This is a genomic window from Streptomyces sp. NPDC047971, assembly GCF_040653355.1.
Lineage (GTDB): Bacteria > Actinomycetota > Actinomycetes > Streptomycetales > Streptomycetaceae > Streptomyces.
Genome location: NZ_JBEZNW010000011.1, coordinates 24,648 through 39,311, shown reverse-complemented (window position 1 = coordinate 39,311; position 14,664 = coordinate 24,648). Strand labels below are relative to the sequence as shown.

General features: G+C 70.3%; 11 protein-coding genes. 3 read left to right on the top strand and 8 right to left on the bottom strand.

Annotation, left to right across the window (positions count from 1 at the left end; genetic code table 11):
* Positions 1–2: 2 nt before the first annotated feature.
* Together AB0D99_RS13385 and abc-f are read right to left on the bottom strand one after the other, a co-directional pair.
* A complete protein-coding gene (locus AB0D99_RS13385; RefSeq protein WP_362359864.1) occupies positions 3–662 on the bottom strand; it encodes a histidine phosphatase family protein in 660 nt (219 codons plus the stop codon).
* A 33-nt stretch (positions 663–695) separates the two neighbouring features.
* A complete protein-coding gene (abc-f, locus tag AB0D99_RS13380) occupies positions 696–2,306 on the bottom strand; it encodes a ribosomal protection-like ABC-F family protein (RefSeq protein ID WP_362359862.1) in 1,611 nt (536 codons plus the stop codon).
* 137 nt (positions 2,307–2,443) lie between these two features.
* Here abc-f and AB0D99_RS13375 point away from each other — a divergent pair, with 137 nt between their 5' ends.
* On the top strand, positions 2,444–3,109 hold the full coding sequence (locus AB0D99_RS13375) for a TetR/AcrR family transcriptional regulator (RefSeq protein ID WP_362359860.1): 666 nt from the start codon (positions 2,444–2,446) through the stop codon (positions 3,107–3,109).
* Here the strand turns inward: AB0D99_RS13375 and AB0D99_RS13370 are convergent, their stop codons facing one another.
* Positions 3,110–3,715 carry a YdbC family protein gene (locus tag AB0D99_RS13370; RefSeq protein ID WP_362359858.1) on the bottom strand — a complete coding sequence of 202 codons (606 nt, stop codon included), beginning with the start codon at positions 3,713–3,715 and terminating at the stop codon, positions 3,110–3,112.
* Between the two features lie 188 nt (positions 3,716–3,903).
* Here AB0D99_RS13370 and AB0D99_RS13365 point away from each other — a divergent pair, with 188 nt between their 5' ends.
* Entirely contained in the window at positions 3,904–4,434 is a 531-nt protein-coding gene (locus AB0D99_RS13365) for a TerD family protein (protein ID WP_362359856.1), read from the top strand.
* Between the two features lie 115 nt (positions 4,435–4,549).
* Here the strand turns inward: AB0D99_RS13365 and AB0D99_RS13360 are convergent, their stop codons facing one another.
* The 3 genes from AB0D99_RS13360 to nrdR all read right to left on the bottom strand — a co-directional run bounded on the left by AB0D99_RS13360 (position 4,550) and on the right by nrdR (position 9,446).
* Complete coding sequence (locus tag AB0D99_RS13360) at positions 4,550–5,665, bottom strand: hypothetical protein (RefSeq protein WP_362359854.1); 1,116 nt, start codon at positions 5,663–5,665, stop codon at positions 4,550–4,552.
* A gap of 221 nt (positions 5,666–5,886) precedes the next feature.
* On the bottom strand, positions 5,887–8,775 hold the full coding sequence (locus AB0D99_RS13355) for a vitamin B12-dependent ribonucleotide reductase (RefSeq protein ID WP_362359852.1): 2,889 nt from the start codon (positions 8,773–8,775) through the stop codon (positions 5,887–5,889).
* Positions 8,776–8,933: 158 nt separating this feature from the next.
* The gene (nrdR, locus tag AB0D99_RS13350; protein ID WP_362359850.1) at positions 8,934–9,446 is read right to left on the bottom strand and encodes a transcriptional regulator NrdR; all 513 of its coding nucleotides are present in this window, start codon (positions 9,444–9,446) and stop codon (positions 8,934–8,936) included.
* A 477-nt stretch (positions 9,447–9,923) separates the two neighbouring features.
* Here nrdR and lexA point away from each other — a divergent pair, with 477 nt between their 5' ends.
* Positions 9,924–10,715, top strand: a complete 792-nt coding sequence (lexA, locus tag AB0D99_RS13345) for a transcriptional repressor LexA (protein WP_362359848.1) — start codon at positions 9,924–9,926, stop codon at positions 10,713–10,715.
* A 108-nt stretch (positions 10,716–10,823) separates the two neighbouring features.
* On the opposite strand, the gene AB0D99_RS13340 is transcribed toward lexA, so the two are convergent.
* Both AB0D99_RS13340 and AB0D99_RS13335 read right to left on the bottom strand, forming a co-directional pair.
* Positions 10,824–12,797, bottom strand: a complete 1,974-nt coding sequence (locus tag AB0D99_RS13340; protein ID WP_362359846.1) for an ATP-dependent DNA helicase — start codon at positions 12,795–12,797, stop codon at positions 10,824–10,826.
* A 37-nt stretch (positions 12,798–12,834) separates the two neighbouring features.
* Positions 12,835–14,655 (bottom strand): IucA/IucC family siderophore biosynthesis protein, encoded by a 1,821-nt coding sequence (locus tag AB0D99_RS13335; RefSeq protein WP_362359844.1) that lies wholly within the window; start codon positions 14,653–14,655, stop codon positions 12,835–12,837.
* Positions 14,656–14,664: the final 9 nt, after the last annotated feature.

Genomic DNA, 14,664 nt, shown 5'->3' with positions numbered 1-14,664 from the left:
CTCTATCCGGTGTGGCCGTACAGTTCGGGGGTACGCCAGCGTTCGAACGGCCGGTCAAGGCGGTAGCGGCCGTCCTCCCCCAGCAGCAGGGTCCGCGTCTCGCCGTTGCCCGGGTTGGACAAGGACTCGAAGTCGGCGACCGTCCAGTGGAACCAGCGCATGCAGAACAGCCGCATGGTCAGGCCGTGGGTCACCAGCAGCACGTTGGGCGGATGGTCGGGCGCCTCGAAGCTGCGGTAGAGACTCTCCAGGAATGCTCCGACGCGGTCGTACACATCGGCTCCCGACTCACCCTGGGCGAAGCGGTAGAAGAAGTGGCCGTAGGCGTCGCGGTACGCCTTCTGCAGCCGTACGTCCTCCCTGTCCTGCCAGTTTCCCCAGTCCTGCTCCCGCAGCCGCGGCTCCTCGCGTACGCGCACCTGCGCGGGATCGAGGCGGAAGGCCCTGAACGTCTCGTGGGTGCGGCGGTACGGCGACACATAGACGCTGATCTGCTCCTCCCCGAACAGCGCCCGTAGGTGTGCCCCTGTCTCCTCCGCCTGCCTCAGACCGGTCTCGGTGAGCCGGAGCGCATGATCCGGTTCCCGTTCGTACACCGTGTCGTCGGCATTGCCCTCGGACTCTCCGTGCCGTACGAGAACGATGCGCCGCGGTCGTGCCATGCCATGACCCTAGATCGCCCGCTCCGGAGGGGCTCAGCCGAGGAGGTGTCCGGAGTCCATCCGGCGTATCCGGCCGGTGAAACGACGGCGCAACTGCCGGTCGTGGGAGACCACGACCAGAGCCCCGGTCCAATGCTCCAGGGCCTCCTCCAGCTCTTCGACCAGGCCGAGCGCCAGGTGGTTGGCGGGTTCGTCGAGGAGCAGCAGGTCGGCGGGACGGGCCAGCAGGCGGGCGAGGGCGAGTCTGCGGCGCTGCCCCGCGGAGAGACTGCCGACGGGCACCAGGAGGTCCGCTGGACGGAACAGGCCGTACGACAGAAGCAGTTCGGCCAGCTCGTCCTCGGTGAGCGCGAGCCCCCGCCCGAAGGCGGCGAGGACCCGCTCAGACGGCCGGTGGGCCGGTATCTCCTGAGCCAGGTACCCGATGCGTCCGCTTCGGCGCACCTCCCCCGCCTCCGGTTCGACCAGCCCGGCCATGACGCGGAGCAGCGTGGACTTCCCCGCACCGTTGCCCCCGTGGATCAGGAGCTTCTCCCCCGCTCCTACGGTCAGACGGTCGACGGCCAGGCGGTCGGCGACGCGCACACCCGCCAGCGTGACCAGGTCTCCCTGTGCACCACCGGCGACCGGCCGCGCTGCGAAGGTGAGCGGGCGCGGCGGCTTGGCCACCGGCTCGGCCCGGAGGCGGCGCAGGCGCTCCTGGGCGTTGCGTACCCGTCCGGATACGGACGCCTGGACCCGTCCGCCGGCCCGGTCGTACGCCATCTTGTTGTTGTCCTTGATCGAGCGTCCGGCGGCGACGCCGTGCGCGGTGGTCGCGGTGTACGCCTCGAGCCGCGCCGTCTCCGCGCACCACTGCTCGTACGCCTGCTCCCAGCGCTGTCGCGCGGCAGCGCGCCCGGACCGGAATCCGGCGTAGCCGTCGCCGTACCGGACGACCGTTCGGCGCTCGGCGTCGACCTCGAGGACGGCGGTGGCCACCCGCTCCAGGAAGACCCGGTCGTGCGAGACGGCCACGACGGTGCCCCGGTGGACCGTCAGCGCCTCCTCCAGCCAGCTCAAGGCTCCTTCATCGAGGTGGTTGGTCGGCTCGTCGAGAAGCAGCACCTCGGGTGCGGCGGCGACCGCACAGGCGATCCCCAGTCGAGCCTGCTCACCGCCCGACAGGCTGCCGAGCCGGCGTTCCCTGCCGATGGCGGCGAGCCCGAGGCCGTGCATGGCCTTGTCGACCCGCGCGTCCGCTTCGTACCCGCCTCGCAGCTCAAAGGTGGTCAGCAGCTCTCCGTACGCGTCGAGAACGCTTCTGTCCGCGCTACCGAGCTCCGCCTCGAACTCTCTGAGCCTGCGCTCCATGGAGCGCAGCTCGGCCAGTGAGTCGTCGATCGCGTCGGCCACGGTGTGCTCGGCGGACAGTCTCGGTGTCTGGGCGAGCAGCCCCGTGCCCCCGTCGGCCACGGTGACGACCTCGCCCTCGTCGGGTGCTTCGATTCCGGCGAGCAGGCGGAGCAGGGTGGTCTTCCCCGCTCCGTTCTCCCCCACGATCCCGATCCGCTCACCAGGGCGCACGGTGAGCGAGACCCGGTCGAGCAGCAGCCGTTCGCCGCGGGACACGGTCACGTCATGCAGAGAGATCTGTGTGGGCAAGGGCGCCTCCGATGTCGAGCCGGCACAACCGAACGGACCGAGGCGGGGCGGTACACACCCCGACCGGTAAACGCAACAGCAGTCGCGTTACGGAGAGTGTGGCACACTCGACCTCACTAACGCAACGGGAGTAGCAATTGAATGCACCGATCGAGGGGGACCAGCCGCCCGCCCCGGGCAGCAGGCGGCCCGGCGGCCGCACGGCCCGCACCCGGGCCGCGGTGCGCGACGCGGTCCTGACCGGCCTGACCGAGCACGGCTATCCGGCCCTCACCGTCGAGTACGTGGCGGAACACTCCGGCGTGCACAAGACGACGCTGTACCGCCGCTGGGGCAGCATGGAAGGGCTTCTCGCGGACGCCCTCGACCTCGCGGGCGAGGACGACTGGACCCCGCCCGACACCGGAAGCCTCGACGGCGACCTGCGAGCGCTCGCCCGCGAGGTGGCCGATTCCTTCGCCGACCCGGCCGCGGCGGCGGCCCCCACCGCGTTCGTCGGCGCCGCCTTCCAGTCCGAGCGGGCCGCCGAAGCCCTGCATGCCTTCTACGCCGAGCGGTTCATTCGCTGCGAGGAGGTCGTGGAGCGGGCGTCGGCCCGAGGCGAGGCACCCGCGGGCACGGACGCCGCAGCGGTCGTCCGCGCCGTCTCCGCACCCCTGTTCCTGCGCCTCTTCGTCACGCGCGAAACGGTCGACACCGCCACGGCGGACCAGGCGGCCCGGGCCACGCTCGCGGCGGTCACCGCGGGCGCGTTCGTCACGCGAACCGAAACCGGCGGCCGGAAGCCGACCGCCGGAGAGTGATCAGACCGTCCAGGACGGCTCGAGCTGCACCACGTCACCGCTGAGCGCCGCCACGTCGGCCTCCGTCTGGGCCCGCAGCCCGAGCCGTTCGACGCGCTCGACCCGGTACTTGCCGTGCTCGGCGGCGGACCGCCACATCGACAGCACCACGAACTCGTTCCCCGGCGCCTCACCGAAGACGCCGCGCAGCATCCCGGGGGATCCGGCCATCGCCGGATTCCACACCTTCTCCTGCATGAGCGCGAAGTGGTCGACCCTGTCCTCGTGGACACGGCAGTGCGCCACCCTCGCCACATCGGCGTCGGCGAACTTGGGCTCGAATCCCGTCTTCACGTCGAAGCGGTGGTCGAAGAGCTTGATCTGGGCGTTCCTGTACGTGCCCGACTGCGCCGCAGCGAGACGGTCGTGCGAACGCGCCATGAAGGAGTCGTAGAACGCGCGACTCTCCCAGAAAGCGAAGACATGGGCGACATCCGGCCGCGCACGGCTCCATCCACCGCCCTGTCCCCGGAATCCCGGTTCACCGAGCAGCCCCGCCCATTTCCGCTGCCCCCGCTCGAACCCCCGACGGTCCACCACGGTGCAGCGAATCCACTTGACCAGCACCGCGCCATCGTACGGGGCGGGACCGGGCCCCCGTCAGAGTACGCAGGAGTGCGCCGCCACCGGTGCGCCCCACCCCCGGACACCCGACGCCCTCACCGACCGCGCATGACACCATGAACAACCTGCCCGCGACCACGGGCAGTTGGTCCGACCGGCGACGAAAGTCGTACACGGAAAGGGGATTCACGGTGAGCGGACTCAACAAGGGGGTCGGCAAGGTCGAGGTGACGCTCAAGTGGGATCCGAGTCCGATCGGCGCCTCGGCGCACGACCTGGACATCATCGCCGGGGTGTACACGGCGGACGACCTCTACGGCGCGCCCGCCTATCTGGTGCACTTCGACAGCCGCTCCCCCGACGGCACGATCACGCTCAACCGGGACAGCCGTACGGGGCAGGGCTTCGGGTACGACGAGGCCATGACCCTGGAGCTGAACCGGCTCGCGCCCCGGTACGCGCGCGTGGTGGTGGGCGTGGCCATACAGCAGGGCGGCGGCCGGCTGACCTTCGGCGACATCGCCAACACCGGCGTACGGGTCCGCGAGGGCTACACGGACCTCGTCTCGCACGGCTTCGAGGACGTCGCGTCGGCGACGGCCGTGACGGTCGTGGAGTTCAACCGGGACGGTGCGGAGGGCTGGTCGTACCGGTCGATCCGCCGTGGGTTCGACACGGATCCGCAGACCTTCGCGGCGCGGATGGGCGCGCGCCAGTCCTGAGCCTTCCGGCCCCGGCGCGGGTGACCGGCGAAGGGGGCCGGCCACGGACCGGCCCCCTTCGCCGATCGCCGTTCAGCGGGCGTCGGCAGAGATCACTCGCTCAGGGCGAGCGCCGTCACTCGGCGTCCGGCTCCCTGTCGGGGAACGCCCGCAGCCTCAGCTGCGGCGCCCTGTGGTCGGCGAGCCACCGCATCCGGTCGTCATCCGCCGCGGAACCGGCACGTGCCGTCCGGGTCCACTCGTCCCGGTCGAGGATGCCGAGATACGTCGCGCGGAGCGCTTCCTGCTGCGCCGCGGTACATCCCGCGGCCCTGGGGGACTCCGTCGTCAGGTGCTGAGTGAGCAGCGCGATCGTGAAGTACCGGCCGATGGTGGGGTTGAGCGTACCCACATGACGAGCATGTGCTTCGAGGACCGCTCCCGCCTCGGGATAGTGGGCGAGGGTGTGCCCCATTCCCCCGGCGACGCCCATCGTATGGAGGAGCCGGCCGGCGTGGTCGACCAGCGCGCTGTCGGGGTCGGGGACGGCGAGCGCCTCATGCAGCCGCGCGGCCATGGCGACCCTGCCGGCGAAGTATCCGTTGAGGCAGTCGCCGTCGCAGGCCCTGCGCAGCAGCCACGGCCGGGCCACCGGGTCGTCGAGCCTGCAGAGCGCTTCGACGACGTAGACCCGCCCCCAGCCCGTGACCCGCTCGGCGAGCCAGAGCAGGGCCTCGACGCCTCCCGGCAGCCTCTCGAGGGCGTGCGCGGCCAATGGCCCGAAGTCGTCCGAAAGCAGCCCGATCGTCCGGATCAACGGGACGTCGTCGGCTGTTCCCACGGCCGCGAGCAGGGCCAGCCCGACGGTGACCGAGCATCGGTCGGTCCCGTGCCGGACCAGCCGGCGGCCGGTTCGGCGCACCCGTTCTCCGTCCGCCCGCTCAGCCGCGGCGGCGATGTGTTCGTTGGGATGGATCGGGATGTAGATGTCGTGGAAGACGTCGGCCAGCTCGCCGGGGACCCCGGCGTCTCGCGCGAAGTGCGCGTCGAGGATGCGTGCCACGTCCGTGCCGACGGCGCGCCGGTCCGCAGGCGCCTCCGGTCCGTCGCGACGACGATGCGAGGCGTCGTCGGGGTAGGGCCTTCCCCCTCGGTGAAGCGGCTGCTCGGGAGCCGCCCGATGCAGCAGGAGCGCGTGGTCGAACAGCGTGGTCGGTGATCCGGGCAGTCGCGTCCCGGTCGTCTCGCTCATCGGCGGACGGACGACTCGTCTCTCTTGATCATGGCAAGGAGCATGCCACGACGGCCGTCTCCACGACACCCCGAACTCGCAACGGGCACGCCCGCCCGCGTCCGACGCGCCATCGCGCACGACGAAGGGGACCGACCTCTGGTCGGTCCCCTTCGTGAGCCGTTCAGCTACGTGCCCGAGTCCGTGTCGGACGATGCCTGAGACACGGACTCGGACAGGTGTCAGCTGCAGCCGCTGGTCGAGCCGCAGCCCTCGCAGATGTAGCAGGAGCCGGCCCGCTGCATCTTCGTACCGCAGGAGAAGCAGAGCGGGGCGTCCGCGCTGATGCCCAGCTGCATCTCGACGAGCTCGGCCGAGGTGTGCGCCTGCTTGGGCGCCGGGACCTCAGCCTTGGCGGCCGGGGCCACGGCCTTCAGGGTCTCCGTCTGGCGCGGGGCGGACTGGGCCAGGCCCTCGACGTCCACCTCGTCCTCGGCCGGCTCGTAGGAGCCGGTCTCCAGGTGGCGCTGACGCTCCTCGGCCGAGTGGATGCCGAGCGCCGAGCGGGTCTCGAAGGGCAGGAAGTCCAGCGCCAGGCGGCGGAAGATGTAGTCGACGATCGACTGCGCCATCCGCACGTCCGGGTCGTCCGTCATACCGGCCGGCTCGAAGCGCATGTTGGTGAACTTCGAGACGTACGTCTCCAGCGGGACGCCGTACTGCAGACCGACGGAGACGGCGATGGAGAAGGCGTCCATCATTCCGGCGAGGGTCGAACCCTGCTTGGACATCTTCAGGAAGACCTCGCCGAGACCGTCGTCCGGGTAGGAGTTGGCGGTCATGTAACCCTCGGCGCCACCGACGGTGAAGGAGGTGGTGATCCCCGGACGGCCCTTGGGGAGGCGCTTGCGGACCGGGCGGTACTCGACGACCTTCTCGACGGCCTCGCGGATCGTCGCCTCGGACTTGGCGGTGACCTCGGCCTTCTCCGCCTCCTTCTTCTTGGCGGAGAGGGGCTGGCCGACCTTGCAGTTGTCGCGGTAGATGGCGAGCGCCTTGACGCCCATCTTCCATGCCTCGAAGTAGACCTCCTCGACGTCCTCGACCGTGGCCGTCTCCGGCAGGTTCACGGTCTTGGAGAGAGCGCCGGAGATCCACGGCTGGATGGCGGCCATCATGCGGACGTGACCCATCGCGGAGATGGAACGCTCGCCCATGGCGCAGTCGAAGACCTCGTAGTGCTCGGTCTTCAGGCCGGGGGCGTCGATCACGTTGCCGTGCTCGGCGATGTGGGCGACGATCGCCTCGATCTGCTCCTCCTGGTAACCCAGGCGGCGCAGGGCCTGCGGCACGGTGCCGTTGACGATCTGCATCGAGCCGCCGCCGACCAGCTTCTTGAACTTGACCAGGGCGAGGTCGGGCTCGAGGCCGGTGGTGTCGCAGGACATCGCGAGGCCGATGGTGCCGGTCGGGGCGATGACCGAGGCCTGGGCGTTGCGGAAGCCGTTCTTGGCGCCGAGGCGGATCACGTCCTGCCAGGCCTCCGTGGCGGCGGCCCAGATCGGCGAGTCGAGGTCGTCCATGCGGACGGCCGCGGTGTTGGCGTCGGCGTGCTGCTTCATGACGCGCTGGTGCGGCTCGGCGTTCCGGGCGTAGCCGTCGTACGGGCCGACGACCGCGGCGAGCTCGGCGGAGCGCTTGTACGAGGTGCCGGTCATCAGCGAGGTGATGGCACCCGCCAGGGCGCGGCCGCCGTCGGAGTCGTACGCGTGGCCGGTGGCCATCAGGAGAGCGCCCAGGTTGGCGTAACCGATGCCCAGCTGACGGAAGGCGCGGGTGTTCTCACCGATCTTCTGCGTCGGGAAGTCCGCGAAGCAGATGGAGATGTCCATCGCGGTGATGACCAGCTCGACGACCTTGGCGAAGCGCTCGGAGTCGAACGACTGGTTGCCCTTGCCGTCGTCCTTGAGGAACTTCATCAGGTTCAGGGAGGCGAGGTTGCAGGACGTGTTGTCCAGGTGCATGTACTCGCTGCACGGGTTCGAGCCGTTGATGCGGCCGGACTCGGGGCAGGTGTGCCAGTGGTTGATCGTGTCGTCGTACTGGATGCCCGGGTCGGCGCAGGCCCAGGCGGCCTCGGCCATCTTGCGGAACAGCGACTTGGCGTCGACCTCCTCGATGACCTCGCCGGTCATGCGGGACGTGAGGCCGAACTTGCCGCCCTCCTCGACCGCCTTCATGAACGTGTCGTTCACGCGGACCGAGTTGTTGGCGTTCTGGTACTGGACGGACGTGATGTCGTCGCCGCCCAGGTCCATGTCGAAGCCCGCGTCGCGCAGGGCGCGGATCTTCTCCTCTTCCTTGACCTTGGTCTGGATGAAGTCCTCGATGTCGGGGTGGTCGACGTCGAGGATGACCATCTTGGCCGCGCGGCGGGTGGCGCCACCCGACTTGATCGTTCCTGCGGACGCGTCGGCGCCGCGCATGAAGGAGACCGGGCCGGAGGCGTTGCCGCCGGAGGAGAGCAGCTCCTTGGAGGAGCGGATCCGGGAGAGGTTCAGGCCGGCTCCGGAGCCGCCCTTGAAGATCATGCCCTCTTCCTTGTACCAGTCGAGGATCGACTCCATGGAGTCGTCGACGGACAGGATGAAGCAGGCGGAGACCTGCTGGGGCTGCGGCGTGCCGACGTTGAACCACACCGGGGAGTTGAAGCTGAAGATCTGGTGCAGGAGGGCGTACGCCAGCTCGTGCTCGAAGATCTCGGCGTCGGCGGGCGAGGCGAAGTAGCCGTACTCCTCGCCGGCCTTGGTGTACGTCTTCACGATCCGGTCGATGAGCTGCTTGAGACCGGTCTCGCGCTGCGGGGTGCCGACGGCCCCGCGGAAGTACTTGCTGGTGACGATGTTGACCGCGTTCACCGACCAGAAGTCGGGGAACTCGACGCCACGCTGCTCGAAGTTGACCGAGCCGTCACGCCAGTTGGTCATGACGACGTCACGACGCTCCCAGACCACCTCGTCGTACGGATGCACGCCCGGGGTGGTGTGGATGCGCTCGATACGCAGGCCCTTGCTCGCCTTGGCTCCCTTGGCTCGGGAACCTCGCGCCGGACCGCTCGCCGTCTCTGTCATGCCGCCTCCCATATACGGGCAAAACACCTTTAAGTGCCCAGATAGTCCCAGGGCACAGTCTTCTTGTCTGTTGTCATGGGCACCGCTCCGGCACCCGTGACACGTCTCTTCGGCCGCGAGCGGCCGACCTCGGCCGGACCCCCGGTCCGGCCCGCCGGTCAGTCGGCGGCGGTGGCGGGAACGGGGACCTCGGGGGTCACTCCGGTCCCGCCGTCCACTGCGGGAGGCCGCCCCTCACGGAGTTCCGCGATGGCGGCCTCGAAGTCTTCGAGGCTGTCGAAAGCCTTGTAAACGGATGCGAAGCGCAGGTACGCGACGAGGTCGAGCTCCTGCAAGGGGCCGAGGATGGCCAGACCCACGTCGTGGGTGGTCAGCTCGGCGCTCCCGGTGGCGCGCACCGCCTCCTCGACCCGCTGGCCGAGCTTGGCGAGGGCGTCCTCGGTGACGGGTCGCCCCTGGCATGCCTTGCGGACGCCGGAGATGACCTTGGTACGACTGAAGGGTTCCGTCACGCCGGACCGCTTGATGACCATCAGCGACGCGGTCTCCACCGTCGTGAAACGACGGGAGCAGTCGGGGCACTGGCGGCGGCGTCGGATCGACGTCCCGTCGTCGGTGGTGCGACTGTCGACGACACGGCTGTCGGGGTGCCTGCAGAAGGGGCAATGCATGGTTCCGACCCTCCCTCACGGCACGACTGAATAGCCTCGCCGGGCCCGTCAAGGCCCCTCGAAGCGACCCCCAGCATAGGCGATGCGGGCACCGCCGACAGACGGGGGACCACAACTTGTAGGTGGCTGATGCCATGCAACCACTAGATCTGGGGTTGGGTCGCTTTTCCGGCACTTACCGCGTGTCGCGCTCGGGCCCGCCCGCGACCGGCCACGAGAGTACGGGAGGCGCGCGTCGCCACCGATTCCGGCCCCGCGAGTGCCAGACTGGGAAGGCACCCCACCTCCAGGCGGTCCGGCGAGGAACGCTACCGTAATGACCGAATTGCCACCGCAACCGGGGTCTGCGTATACACCCACCCGCGGATACACGTAAGGCAATCTGCGATTTTTCACTCGAACGTGTGTTTGGCGCAACCTTTCGAAAGCCACTACCGTTGTGCCAGCCAGGGAGACCATTCGAGAGGGGCCGCCGACGTGACCACGACCGCAGACAGTGCCACCATCACTGCCCAGGACCGCTCCCAGGGCCGACTCGAGCCGGTGCATGCCATGAATGACACAGCCATGAACGGGGACGGGGAGCCAGGCCGGCCCACGCGCTCGCTGCCCGGGCGACCTCCAGGCATCAGGGCGGACAGCTCCGGCCTCACGGATCGCCAGCGGAGGGTCATCGAGGTCATCCGGGACTCGGTCCAGCGCCGCGGCTACCCGCCGTCGATGCGCGAGATCGGCCAGGCGGTCGGCCTCTCCAGCACCTCCTCCGTGGCCCATCAGCTGATGGCCCTGGAGCGCAAGGGCTTCCTGCGCCGGGACCCGCACCGGCCCCGGGCGTACGAGGTGCGCGGCTCCGACCAGCCCAGCACCCAGCCCACGGACACGACCGGCAAGCCCGCCGCGTCGTACGTGCCGCTCGTCGGCCGGATCGCCGCCGGTGGCCCGATCCTCGCGGAGGAGTCCGTCGAGGACGTCTTCCCGCTCCCCCGGCAGCTGGTCGGCGACGGTGAGCTCTTCGTCCTGAAGGTCGTCGGCGACTCGATGATCGAGGCCGCGATCTGTGACGGCGACTGGGTCACCGTCCGCCGTCAGCCGGTCGCGGAGAACGGCGACATCGTGGCGGCCATGCTCGACGGCGAGGCCACCGTCAAGCGCTTCAAGCGCGAGGACGGCCATGTCTGGCTGCTGCCGCACAACGCGGCATACCAGCCGATCCCGGGTGACGAGGCCACCATCCTCGGCAAGGTCGTCGCGGTACTGCGGCGGGTGTGACACCACCACGCCGGCTCCGACCGGGCCCCGGGACCCACTGCGCCGGTCCCGGGGCCCTGCTGTGTCCCTCAGGGGCCCCGCCGATACGGCGGGGCCCTGTCGGCTCTCTCAGACCCCGGCCGCCTTGGACGCCGCGTCGATCGCCGCCAGCGACTTGCGCACCTGATTGCGGTCCGTGGTGTACCAGAAGTCGGGCAGCGAAGCCTTCAGATAGCTGCCGTACCGGGCGGTGGCGAGCCGCGGATCGAGGACGGCGACGACGCCACGGTCCCCGGTGGCACGCACGAGACGTCCGGCGCCCTGGGCCATCAGCAGCGCCGCGTGTGTCGCCGCGACGGCCATGAAGCCATTGCCCCCGGCCTCCTCCACCGCCTTCTGGCGGGCGCTCATCAGCGGGTCGTCCGGGCGGGGGAAGGGAATCTTGTCCATCACGACCAGCTGACAGCTGGCGCCCGGCACGTCCACGCCCTGCCAGAGCGAGAGCGTGCCGAAGAGACAGGTCTGCGGCTCGGCCGAGAAGTTCTTGATCAGCTCGCCGAGCGTGTCCTCGCCCTGGAGCAGGATCGGGAACTCGGGGATGCGGGAGCGCAGCTCCTCCGCCGCCAGCTGGGCCGCCCGCATCGAGGAGAAGAGTCCGAGCGTGCGGCCGCCGGCGGCCTGCATCAGCTCCGTCAGCTCGTCGAGCATGTCTCCGCGATCACCGTCCCGCGCCGGGCGGGACAGGTGCTTGGCGACGTAGAGGATGCCCTGCTTGGGGTAGTCGAAGGGCGAGCCGACGTCGACGCCCTTCCACACCGGGATGTCATCGCCCTGGGTGCCCTCGGGGGCCAGCCCCAAGGACGCGCCCACGCCGTTGAAGTCGCCGCCGAGCTTGAGCGTGGCCGAGGTGAGCACCACGGACCGGTCCGCGAACAGCTTCTCGCGCAGCAGCCCGGAGACGGAGAGCGGCGCGACCCGCAGGGAGGCACCGAAGCGGTCGTGGCGCTCGTACCAGACCACGTCGTACTCGGAGCCCTGCGTGATCCGCTCGGCGACGCCGTGCACCGTCTCCACGGACGCCATCGCCTGCTTGCGGACGGCGTCCTCGTCCTGGACGGACTTGTCACGCGTCGAACCGAGCGCCGTGATGACAGCGCGAGCGGCGTCGCGCAGCGCCATCAGCGCGTACGCCAGGTCTTCCGGAATCTCCTCCAGGCGACCCGGCAGCGCCAGCTCCATCAGCCGCTCGAAGCCCTCGGCCGCGGTCTGGAGCTGGTCGGCGACCTTCTCGTCGACCAGCTTCGCGGCGCGGCGGACCGCCCGGTTGACCTGCCCCGGCGTGAGCTCGCCGGTGGCGACGCCGGTGACCCGGGAGACGAGCTCGTGGGCCTCGTCGACGATCAGGACCTCGTGCTGGGGCAGCACCGGAGCGCCCTCGATGGCGTCGATGGCCAGCAGGGCGTGGTTGGTGACGACGACCTCGGCGAGCTTGGCGCGCTCGCGGGCCGCCTCCGCGAAGCACTCCGCGCCGTACGCGCACTTGCTGGCGCCCAGGCACTCCCGGGAGGAGACCGACACCTGCGCCCAGGCGCGGTCCGAGACGCCCGGTGTCAGATCGTCCCGGTCCCCGGTCTCCGTCTCGTCCGACCAGTCGCGCAGCCGCAGCAGGTCCTGACCCAGCTTGCTCGTGGGAGCCGCGGCCTCGAAGGGATCGAAGAGGCCGTCCTCCTCTTCCTGCGGCACGCCCTCGTGGAGGCGGTGCAGACAGAGATAGTTCGACCGCCCCTTGAGCATGGCGAACTCCGGGCGGCGACGCAGCTGCGGGTGCAGTGCGTCGACCGTCCGCGGAAGGTCGCGCTCGACCAGCTGGCGCTGGAGCGCGAGGGTGGCCGTGGCCACCACGACGCGCTCGCCGTGCGCCAGCGCCGGCACCAGATAGCCGAGGGACTTTCCGGTGCCGGTGCCGGCCTGGACGAGGAGGTGGGAGCTGTCGTCGATGGCCTCGGCCACCGCTTCGGCCATGGTGACCTGGCCGGGGCGCTCCACACCGCCGACGGCGGCGACCGCGGCGTGGAGGAGGTCGGGGAGGGATGGCTTCGTCATAGCGCGTCCAGCCTACGGCGCGGCACTGACAGTCGGATCACGCGAGCGGATTCGGGACCGTCCCGTGGACGGCGGCGTGGGGCCGCTCGGGGCGGTCGCGGTAGCCGTCCAGGTGCAGACGGTTGCGGTTGAGACAGAGCCGCTCGATCCGGGGCGTGAGGAGATCGAAGAGCTCGAACCGTTCCTTCAGCTCGGGGAAGCGGGCTTGATGACGCAGGATCTCCGCGCGCAGGAGCGCCCAGAAGTCTCTCTCCGGTACGGCGAGTTGTTCCTCGCACAAGGGGGCCAGATAGCGGAAGACGCCGACGAAGAGCCCTGAATGGATGAACTGGGTGAGGAAGTCGGGCTCCTCGGTGAGCAGGACGGCCCGGACGTCGTCCGGCATCGCGTCGTGCTCGGGCAGCGGCCGGGCGCTGACGTTCACGTCGTCGACGAAGTCCTTGATCGCCAGGCGTACGGGGACGTCCCGGTCGTCGTAGACGACGATGGCGTTCTCGCCGTGCGGGGAGAACACGGTGCCGTACTGGTAGAGGAAGTGCAGCAGCGGCGGCAGCATGGCCGCGAAGAGGCGCTGGAGCCAGGCCCTCGGGGCGAGCCCGGAGCGCTCGACGAGTTCGGCGACGAACGCCCGGCCGTCCGGATCGGTGTGGAGCAGGGAGGCCAGCGTGCGGGCGCGCTCACCGGGCGGGAGCCTGAGCGGTTCGCGCCAGATCGCGCCGAGGAGTTCCTTGTACTGGTACGGGACCTCGGGCAGCCGGTCGTACAGGGGGTGCTCGACGGTGACGGAGGCGACCTCCCCGAGCAGGATCACCCCGCACTCGTCGCGCAGGAACGGGTCGCCGTCACGCAGACCGTGGACCCATGAGGTGACCGCGGGGGCGGCGAGGGTGCGCTCGGTGGGGAGACCGCGCCAGACGAGGGTGTTGAGGACCGACAGCGGGAGCTTGACGGTGTGCCTGTCGGGCCTGCTCGTGTTGAGGAACGTGCGGATGGACTGCTGCGGCAGTCGCAGGTCCCCGTCGGCGGGCAGCGGCACGATGGCTCCGGAGGCCACGGCGGGGGCGTAGAGCGGGAGGACGATCTCGTCCCACTGCCAGGGGTGGACGGGGAGAAGCAGATACCTCGCGGGGTCGAGCCCTCGGGTCCGCAGCGTCCGGTGGAAGGTCTCGCGGGTGTCGTCGTCGAGTTCGGCGGCGTAGAGACGGTCAGGGGTGTCGAGGCCGGGGACACCGCGGTAGGCGGCGAGGTCCGTGCTCACGGCGATCCAGGGCAGCCGGCTCGCGCGGCGGGCCTCGGGCGCCCAGCGGGCCGCGTCGGTCGCGGAGAAGCCGATCCGGCCCTTGTTGAGGACCAGCCAGGGGTGCCCGGTCTGGTGGCCTTCGAGTTCGGCGTATCCGAGATCGGCCAGCCGGTCGGCCGAAAGCGCCGTCCGGTCGAGGTGGGCGTCGGCGGCGAGGGTGGTGGTGAGTTCGCGGATGAGGTGGCCGAGAGTGGCGCCGTCGAGGCGGAGGAGCCCGCGGGCCCGGACGAGGAAGTCGAGGGGGTCGGTGAACGGCTGCCCGTCGAGGGCGACGGAGTCGGGGGCGACCCGCCAGCTTCCGTAGGCGCCCCGGCGTGCCGTGAAGGTGAGTGCCGAGCCGCTGTCGAGCCGCAGGAGGTAGCGGTCGGCGTCGCCGGGGGTGTCGGTGGCCGGCTCGGTGGGGACGGGCTCGACGGGGACGGGCTCGACGATCTCCTCGTACGCGAACTCACCGATGGTCTTGGCGAGCAGACGCGCGGCGGCCCTGGTCCAGGCCGCGGCGGTCAGCTCGGGGGGTGTGAGCGGTGCGGAGTCATGGGTGGCAGGGGACGACGGCACGGGGACTCC